The organism is Tritonibacter sp. SIMBA_163, assembly GCF_046535935.1.
Classification (GTDB): domain Bacteria; phylum Pseudomonadota; class Alphaproteobacteria; order Rhodobacterales; family Rhodobacteraceae; genus Epibacterium; species Epibacterium scottomollicae.
The window spans coordinates 1-8,533 of record NZ_JAWJBP010000038.1 but is presented as its reverse complement, the minus strand read 5'-3'; the positions used below and the strand labels follow the sequence as shown (position 1 = coordinate 8,533).

Annotated in this window: 5 protein-coding genes and 1 pseudogene; 4 read left to right on the top strand and 2 right to left on the bottom strand. The window is 58.1% G+C overall.

The features are described from left to right. A pseudogene (locus R0J92_RS20935) lies at positions 1-126 on the bottom strand (transposase); the annotation flags it as partial. Positions 127-288: 162 nt separating this feature from the next. Between R0J92_RS20935 and R0J92_RS20930 the strand changes: the two are divergent. Further along, a complete protein-coding gene (locus R0J92_RS20930) occupies positions 289-2,718 on the top strand; it encodes an AMP-binding protein (protein ID WP_411053050.1) in 2,430 nt (809 codons plus the stop codon). A gap of 169 nt (positions 2,719-2,887) precedes the next feature. Here R0J92_RS20930 and R0J92_RS20925 read toward each other — a convergent pair whose 3' ends face one another. Then, on the bottom strand, positions 2,888-4,984 hold the full coding sequence (locus R0J92_RS20925; protein WP_411053049.1) for an amidohydrolase family protein: 2,097 nt from the start codon (positions 4,982-4,984) through the stop codon (positions 2,888-2,890). A 284-nt stretch (positions 4,985-5,268) separates the two neighbouring features. Between R0J92_RS20925 and R0J92_RS20920 the strand changes: the two genes are divergently transcribed. The 3 genes from R0J92_RS20920 to R0J92_RS20910 all read left to right on the top strand — a co-directional run. Continuing rightward, the gene (locus R0J92_RS20920; protein ID WP_411053048.1) at positions 5,269-5,901 is read left to right on the top strand and encodes a tyrosine-type recombinase/integrase; all 633 of its coding nucleotides are present in this window, start codon (positions 5,269-5,271) and stop codon (positions 5,899-5,901) included. 620 nt (positions 5,902-6,521) lie between these two features. Continuing rightward, on the top strand, positions 6,522-8,018 hold the full coding sequence (locus R0J92_RS20915) for an insecticidal delta-endotoxin Cry8Ea1 family protein (RefSeq protein WP_411053047.1): 1,497 nt from the start codon (positions 6,522-6,524) through the stop codon (positions 8,016-8,018). Between the two features lie 270 nt (positions 8,019-8,288). Further along, on the top strand, positions 8,289-8,533 hold a 245-nt coding region (locus R0J92_RS20910), incomplete at its 3' end, for a transposase (RefSeq protein ID WP_411053046.1).

Genomic DNA, 8,533 nt, shown 5'->3' with positions numbered 1-8,533 from the left:
CCGCCATTTGTAAAAGCTCGCGCTGCTCATTCCGTGCTCGCGGCACAGCTCAGAGACCGGGACGCTCCTCTCCGCCTACTTCAACACGGCCATGATCTGTGCGTCTCTGTATCGTCCTCTCTTCATCGTAAATCTCCTCAGATATCTTGCCGAGAAAATTCTACTTTTGAACACCACTATTTTTACGGGGGATTACCCTATGACGTCTGATGGTGCAGGAGGAATACTCCGTCGAATGGACACAGTTTGGTCATGAAACAGCGCCGCCCGGCGTGTGAGCGTTCCGGCATGGAAACGATGGTGTCTGGACAGATGGCTACTCAGGAACTTCAGGCCACAGCGGTGGTTCGCAAGAATTCGGTCGCATTCATTGAAGAGGTTCTGGCGCTGAACGAAGCGCGCCAGCCGCTCGTGATTGTCACGGACGAGGCACAGGCGCAGGCCTTGCCGGGCGTCTCGATTGATCGTTGCATTACCCCTGCGGACCGGTCCGGATGGTTCACTGCCCGACATGCCTTGATACACGATGACCGGCCAGCACAGATCAGCTATACCTCGGGAACCGAAGGCACGCCAAAGGGCATCCTGCTGAGCTACACGAACCTGGCCGACACTGCCGAGCGCATCATCGCGCAGATGAAGATGACGGAAGACATTCGCGAATACGTGGCGGTCCCGGCAACATTCAGCTTTGGCATGGGACGCTACCGCGCTGTCAGCGCCGTGGGAGGCCAGGCTTACCTACCGCCGCGCGGGTTTGACCCACTGGAACTGGCGCAGATGCTGGCGGCGGGCCAGGTCAATGCGCTCTCTGCGGTGCCCACCTTGCTGCGCATTCTTCTCGACGCCCCCGATATCATCGGCGCGGCAGGCGAAGAGTTGCGATGGATGGAAATCGGCTCACAGCATATGACGGCGGATGAGAAGCGCCGCATCAGAGACCTGTTCCCAAACGCACTGATCACACAGCACTATGGCCTGACCGAAGCATCGCGCAGCACGTTCCTGCAGATCTCAGCGGCGACCGACGCCGAATTGCACTCTGTTGGCGAACCGATTGGCGGCAGCGACGTGCAGATTGGCGAGGATGGCAGGGTCCGCATCCGTGGTCCGCATGTTGCGCAATACCGCATCGACACCGACGGGCTGCATGACCTGCGCGATGCCGATGGCTGGCTGCAGACCAACGACCTTGGGCACATCCAAGAGGGTCATCTCTACTTTGACGGGCGAGCCGACGATTTGATCAACTGCGGCGGTGTCAAGCTCGTCCCCGATCAACTCGAAGCGCGCATGCGTCCAGCGCTCCCGCCCGGATCCGAAATTGCGGTGGTAAAAGTCCCGGATGTTCAACGTGGTGATGGTGTACTGGTCGCAGTCCAGGCTGAAGCCTCACCGACGGAGCGGATCAGGGATCTGGCCATCGCCGCCCTGCTCGAGATGGGCATCGCCGCTGGAAGCGCCCTGCACATCATGCCGGTTGAGGCAATCCCAGTGACCGGGACCGGCAAGGTACAACGGGCGATGCTTGCTGATCAGTTCGCACAGCGTGGCCCAGCCCTCACCCCCGCCGCGCCGCCCGTGCCAGCCGGAGAGATCAAGGATGTCCTCTCCCTGTTTCGGCATGAATTTCCCGGACAAACGGTTCGCCCGGACGATACTTTCGAAACTCTGGGAGGTGACTCTCTGCACTTCATCCAGTTTTCGCTCAGCTTCGAACAGCGCTTTGGCCAGCTGCCCGAGAATTGGGAAACACTCAGCACGGCCGCCCTGCAACGGCACGTGGGTGCCAGCCGGAAGTCCATCTGGCGCCGCCTTGAGTCGGTCACTCTGACGCGCGGGTTCTTCATGGTCTGTATTGTCGCGCTGCACACAGAGGCATTTATCTACAGTCCGAACTGGGGGGCAGCCTACTTTCTGATCATGCTTGCGGGCTATTCTGTCGCCCGCTTTCAGCTGCCGGAAATCATCCGTACCGGCAGTGTTAAAACTCTGTTGGGAACGATCAGATATGTGGCGATCCCCACGATCCTGATGGTGGCGCTGCTGCAGGTGCTGACCCAGAGGTTTGAGATCTTGCCACTACTATTGGTGTCCAATTACCTCGACCCGTTCACACTGAAGGGGTTTTTATTCTATTTCATAGAATTCTATCTTCAGCTTCTGGCGCTCGCGGCGCTCCTGTTTTCCTTTGCGCGCGTCAGGGAGGCCTTCCGTCTCTATCCGATGATCAGCGCATTGAGCCTGCTGGCCGCAGTTGCACTCCTCAACCAGCTCATCGAGAGCGTCTGGAGCGGTGATTATAATTTCCACCGCACGCCGTGGAATTACGCTTGGGCCTTTGCCCTCGGCATCGTACTCGCAAGCGCCAAGGACACCTCGACACGCATACTTGCGCTGGCCGTCTCGATGGTGGCTGTCTACCTCAAATGGGATCTGACATCCGCCGCATTCTATGTCACCGGCGGTACCGCAATGGTCCTGTTCGTCAGGAGTGTTACAGTTCCGGCGCCCGTTAAGATCCTGGTTGGCGAGATCGCAAACGCGTCGATGTTTGTCTATCTCTGCCACTATCAGATGATTTCCATCGTGAACAAAATATACGGCGACAGCAGGCCTTGGCTGTCGCTCATCTCTTCACTCATCGTTGGTGTGGCGGTCACCCATCTTTACGCATGGATATCTAGGCAATTCACCCAGATCGCACATCCTGCCTGACGACTTTCGCAGGGCGGTAACCGCGACTGCACGGCCGCTCCCCTTTGGCTCGACCGTTGGACGATGCGCTGCATCACGGCCAAGCTATGCACGTTCAGAGCTGCAGGACCTTTCTGACTTTCCTATAAATCGAACAAATGTCTTCATTTCGTCGAACACTTTACTCTAGCTACTTTTTGCCAGAGCTATCCGTTACAAGCGAAGCGGTCATGATATCGCTCAAAGTGCGCGCTATACAGGCACCGGAGTGCGGTGCAGTCGCGAAAAGTGAAGGACGCATCGCGCTGAACGATCTTGGGGCGCCCTTCATTTCGTGTGACACGGTGAAGATGCGCAGAAAATCGGCATAAGGGTCCGTGCCGTCGTTGCGGGGGCGATAGTTCAGACGCCCCTCGCGCTGACTGGCTTCATAGATTGTATCGCCTTCCTTGATCGTTTCCAGCACCACGATGGTATCGAGCGTTTCGGGGTCAATCGCTGTGGGGTCTTTGGACAGAATAACCAGATCGGCAAGTTTACCGACCTCTAGCGATCCTTTGCTACCCTCTTCGAAATGCTGATACGCGGGCCAAATCGTAAGGGATTTGAGTGCCGTCAACACATCGACCCGCTGCGCCGGACCGATGATGTCGTTTGAGCGCGACCGACGGGTCACGGTGGCATCAAGAATGCGCATACTGTCGGGAAAAGCCACAGGCGCATCATGGTGACTTGAAAACATCATGCCACGCTCGCGAACCCATCCGGTGGGCGAGATGTTATCCGCTGCCACGGGACCAACCGTGCGATCACGGTGCCAATCGCCCCAATAGAAAGTGTGCATGGGAAACAAGGACGGGAAAACATCCAGTCGGTTATAGGCATCCACCTGATCTTCGCGCATGAATTGCCCGTGGATCAGAACCGGGCGGCGGTCGGCTTGCCCGTGCGTTTGCGTCGCGGTGTCGATGGCGCCGATCAAAATATCCGACGCGCCCTCACCATTGGCGTGTACAAGGATTTGAATGTTGTTTTCGAACGCCCAGTCGATGGCGTCAAAGACCTGGTTATTCGATGCCGAAGCATAGCCTGCATAGTCCGCCCGAAATCCTTCGGGTGGGTTGTAATACGGGCGGTCGCGCAGCGCAGTGAAGCCCTGCGGCGAGCCGTCGATGGTCAGCTTGGCGCCCCCAACGCGGAAACGGTCTGTATAGGTGCGGGAGTGGTTCGCCCGAATATAGTCGCGGTCCACCAACACATCGGGATAGGTCACCACATCTATGTCCAGCCCTTCCTCGGTGGCGACCGCCTGCATCAGGTTTGCCACAGCGGGGATCGAGCGCCCTTCCTGTGCTGTGGTGTATCCGAAAGAAGAGATCAATTCGACGCCAGCGCGGAAAATCGCGCGGTTGGCCTGTTCATCCAGCCCACCGAGCAAGCCGCCAATCACAACAGTTGCCGCGTTCTCTTCCAGCACGCCGTTGGGTTCAGAGCTGCCTTCGCGCCGCCGGATCACACCGCCGGCGGGGTCTGGCGTGTCAGCAGTGATGCCCGCCAGTTCCAGCGCCTTGGAGTTCGCCACACCAAGGTGACCGGACTGGTGAACGACATAGACCGGTATGTCGGTTGAGACAGCGTCAAGTTCGTCCCGCGTCGGGTGACGCTGCTCAACCAGCTGTGCGTCGTCATAGCCGAAGCCAAGGATCAGACCTGCGGCACCGACACGCTTGGGTTGGGCTTCGGCAAAGTCGCGCAGCACCTGCTGTAACGTGGGGATGTCATTCACCGTGCCATCAGGCGCGGGCAGCATGTTGGCCGACAGCGCCTGTATGCCGATCATGAATACATGGCCGTGGGCGTCCACGAAGCCGGGGATCATGGTGCGGCCTGCCAGATCAATGATCTCAGTCTCAGGGCCCTGAAGGGCCGTTACGTCGTCCGCGTCACCAACGCCGATAATCTCACCGTCTTTTTCTGCCAACGCTTCAGCGCGCATCGCGTCATCGTTCATGGTCAGGATTGGGCCGCCCAGCCAAATGCGGTCGGCAATCAGTCTGCGTTCCTCAACAGAGGCATGTTGTTCCCGGAAATACGCCCAAGCGTCGACCTCACTGCCGTCGGCGAGGGTGCAAATCCCGCGTTGGCCACCGGTATCCTCTACCAGGAAATATGACCCACCTTGCTCAGTGCAAAATTTAGCGGCAGGGTTGGAGAGCTCCAAAGCGGTTGCATTGCTTGTGAAACAGGCCACGATCAAACTGGCTATAACTGAGACGTACCGGAGCATAATGGAGAACCCATCTATTTAAGTGATCTGCGCAGTAACGTTGGCGCGTTGAGTTCCGCCAGTCGGGCCGTTCTAAGGCCCCGGGGAAAATCGAAAACACTCCTGCACTATCGGGAAGGTTGCAATCACCTGTCAAGTGTCGCAGCGGACATTGGCGTCGACATGCGCGTTAGTCCAAATGGGCTCGAAGTCGCCCCCGGATGCAACGCAGCATCATGTGATATGATATCTTGTCAACGTCGGGTTGTCGATGAAGGAGGGCGTGGTGGATCGGAGCATCCATCATGCAAACCCCCAACTTACCCGCCATTTGCGCACTGCGTCCTGCTTGGAACAAAGGCCGGATCGTTGGCCAGAAGAGGCCACTGAAGCCCAAACACGTCTGGGCGATCAGGGTGCGGCTGGAGCTGACCGAGAACCATCGCGATCTGGCCCTCTTCAATCTTGCCATCGACAGCAAGCTGCGCGGCTGCGATCTGGTCAAGGTGAAGGTGGTCGATATCATGGCGTCAGGCCAAATTAAGGACCGCGCGTCGGTTCTGCAGAGTAAGACGCAGAAACCGGTCCGCTTCGAACTATCTGAAGGCACGCGAGCATCGCTCGTAAGGTGGATGCGGGAGCCGCTCATGGTCGGCTCCGAGTATCTTTGGCCCGGGCGTTTTCACGAACGGCTTCACATATCGACCCGCCAATACGCGCGTATTGTCCGTGAGTGGGTGACATCCATTGGTCTGGAGGCCAGCGCCTACGGCACGCACTCGATGAGACGAACGAAGGTGACCCAAATCGACAAGAAGACGGGCAACCTGCGGGCAGTCCAGCTGTTATTGGGCCATACCAAGATGGACAGCACCGTCAGATACCTTGGCGTCGAGCTTGAAGATGCGCTGGCTATCGCCGAAGCTATAGAAATCTAAAGGCATGGGCCGCCGTACCGGACGGCCCTTAGCTGCTGGTCAAACGTACATTCATGCAGCGTTGCGGCTTCAGCAAAGCGAACGTGCATTATATGATGGCATCACCAGCCCCTCATCGTGAGACCGGCGGAGAGCTCTAGTTTCCGGCGCTCCAGCATTGGGAACTCGAGCAAGGGCTAACGAGTATCCAGCGCCGCCTGATCACGATCTGGGCGCGGGGTGTGCGCCATGCTCGCAAGATCACCTGCCAATCGGCTGAGGTGGCTGTGCCATACAACGTGTTTGGCCAAATACTCGCCGTCATCCACGCCCTAAAGCCACCGCCGAGGCCTGCATGACGACCCAATCGACGAAAACCGAACAAAAGTCGCCCGACGGATTTGTCCTACAGACGCCCAAATGGATCGAACTTGGTGAAGAACGTGAACGCCATGGCTAAGAGGCCGCTACAACGACCACCCGCACAGCCGGTCAGACCGTCAGCCTTGAAGATGGTCGCCAAATCCATCACCGTGCGTCGGAACCGACGTAACTCTGGAGGTATCAGTTAAAGCTGATCCGTGCATGCTGGTTTCAGCCCTGCCGGATGATGGAACAAGGCCTTTTTTCAAGGAATTCACATGCTACACATTCCGCAAGCACAGACCCGAGCCACGATCACCCCCATGGTGGCGTCGGTTAATCAAGATATTGATATTACTGACTATACAACGGCGAAATTGGCGGAGGGGTTTCAGGCCCTGGGTCTGGCGAACACCGCGATCCGCGGGGTCGCAGCAGCCATCGTTGATGCTGGGGATGCCCCGCTATCCTATGCACACCCGGTCCTGTCAGGCAGCGATGACACGCGGCTGAAGCTGCGCCTGCGCTGCGCGATTGACGAGTTGAACGCCGCATCACCGTTTTTGCCCGGCGAAACGCTGATCCAGGATCGCTTCGCCTTTCTGACCCGGGATTGGGACGTGTTTCCGGCTGGCACGGTCTTCGTCGACCGCCAGACGTCACAGGCGCGCCTGCTGTATGCGTTCCGCAATGTTGTGGTCGATGCCCAAAGCGGCGATTTGCGGTTCGACAGCCCGGCGGCGGCGACACTCAGCGCCGAGGAACTGGGCCTGCACCATGTCGCCGGGATCACGGTACTGGCCGCTGCCACCCTGCCGCAGAGCATTGCCGTGGACGTGGCCAAGAAACTGGCTGACCAAATGGCCAAGGACGCGCTCAAGGGCATTACCGGCAACCTGACCCAGCTTGCGGGCGGGGTGATTGCGGGCGCGATTGCCGGTGCGATCATCAACACGATTTTGGATGCGCTGTTTCCCTCGGACAAGAAATCAACGGTGGATGCCTATTTCGAGGGCATGCAGAAGCTGATGCAGCAGGAGCTGAAACAGCAGACAATCGACGAGATCGCCGGCACCTTCGTGTCGCTGCGCAACGAGATGACCAATGTCTATGCCCCCGCGCGGTTGCAATCCGACCTGAGCGTGCAGCAGGATCGTAAGAACCTGTTCGATTATCATCTGCACGATTATTCCAACACGTTTTTCCAGGGCACCAACGGAATGCTGGGCACGCTGATGGACGAAAAACACCAGCTGGCCTGTTTCCCGGTGTTCTTGCTGGGGGCGGGGATGCACCTCGCAATCCTGCAGGAGATCGCCAATGTCGACCCGACCAACACGGACGAAAAATTCGACCCTCTTAAATCCAGTTATGGCGTGCCCAAGACCGGATCGGTCGCCAAATACGCCAAGCAATATGCCGATCACGCTGATGACGTTTGGAAGAAAATCCGCGAAAAACGGAAAAGCCGGGTGAAATACGGGGTCGAGACCTGGGCCGTGTACCGGCACTGGTATCACAAGGGCTATTACGCTGACGAGGCGATTGACCCCGACAAGCACCTGAACCTGATCAAGTACGAATACACCAACGACAAGGATGGCAAACCCATTCCGGTGCCCGGCAAGAGCGAGGCGGATGTGAAGGCGGCCATGGCGAAATATCAGGAAAAGGTACTGCAAGAGCTGGAGGACGGCCTGCCGGACCGCACATCCATCGTGTCTGGTTGGCGTGGCCTGATCGACCAGCCTCTGAACACCAATACCGGCAGCTAGGGTAGCACATACCTGTCCAAAATAATCTGTCGTCTCAGACATCGCAGTGTCTGACGTCAGAGCCTACGCTGCGTCGCAGCTTCCTCGAACCGGTCCTTGGCGGCAACGCGCAGCATGATCTGGCATGCCAAGATCCGCAGTGCGCGCAGCGATCATCGGTGTGGAGTGCCGCTAAGGTCCGGTTTCCGCCGATGCTGTTGAAAAAGTCTTTGTTGTGCTGCGGCAAGTCTTTCGATTCACTCAACTATGAGGGGATGGGAGGATTTCGGCATGATGGGCAGGCAAGAAGCACCGGCGCAGCTGTTTTACGACTTCGATCTGGAGCGGCACGTCCCGGCCAACCACATGCTGCGCGAGATTGACCTTTTCCTGAATGGTGAGAACCTGCGCGAGGCACTACGCACCTTCTACAGCCACCTTGGTCGGCCCTTGATCGACCCCGAGCTGCTGATCCGGATGCTTGTGATCGGGTATGTCGTGGGGATCCGTTCGGAGCCTCGGCTCTGTGACGAGGT

Excerpts from the sequence above, each read along its gene's own strand:
- R0J92_RS20915 (WP_411053047.1), top strand. The coding sequence starts at position 6,522 with ATGCTACACATTCCGCAAGCACAGACCCGAGCCACGATCACCCCCATG.
- R0J92_RS20920 (WP_411053048.1), top strand. The coding sequence starts at position 5,269 with ATGCAAACCCCCAACTTACCCGCCATTTGCGCACTGCGTCCTGCTTGG.
- R0J92_RS20930 (WP_411053050.1), top strand. The coding sequence starts at position 289 with ATGGAAACGATGGTGTCTGGACAGATGGCTACTCAGGAACTTCAGGCC.
- R0J92_RS20925 (WP_411053049.1), bottom strand. The coding sequence starts at position 4,984 with ATGCTCCGGTACGTCTCAGTTATAGCCAGTTTGATCGTGGCCTGTTTC.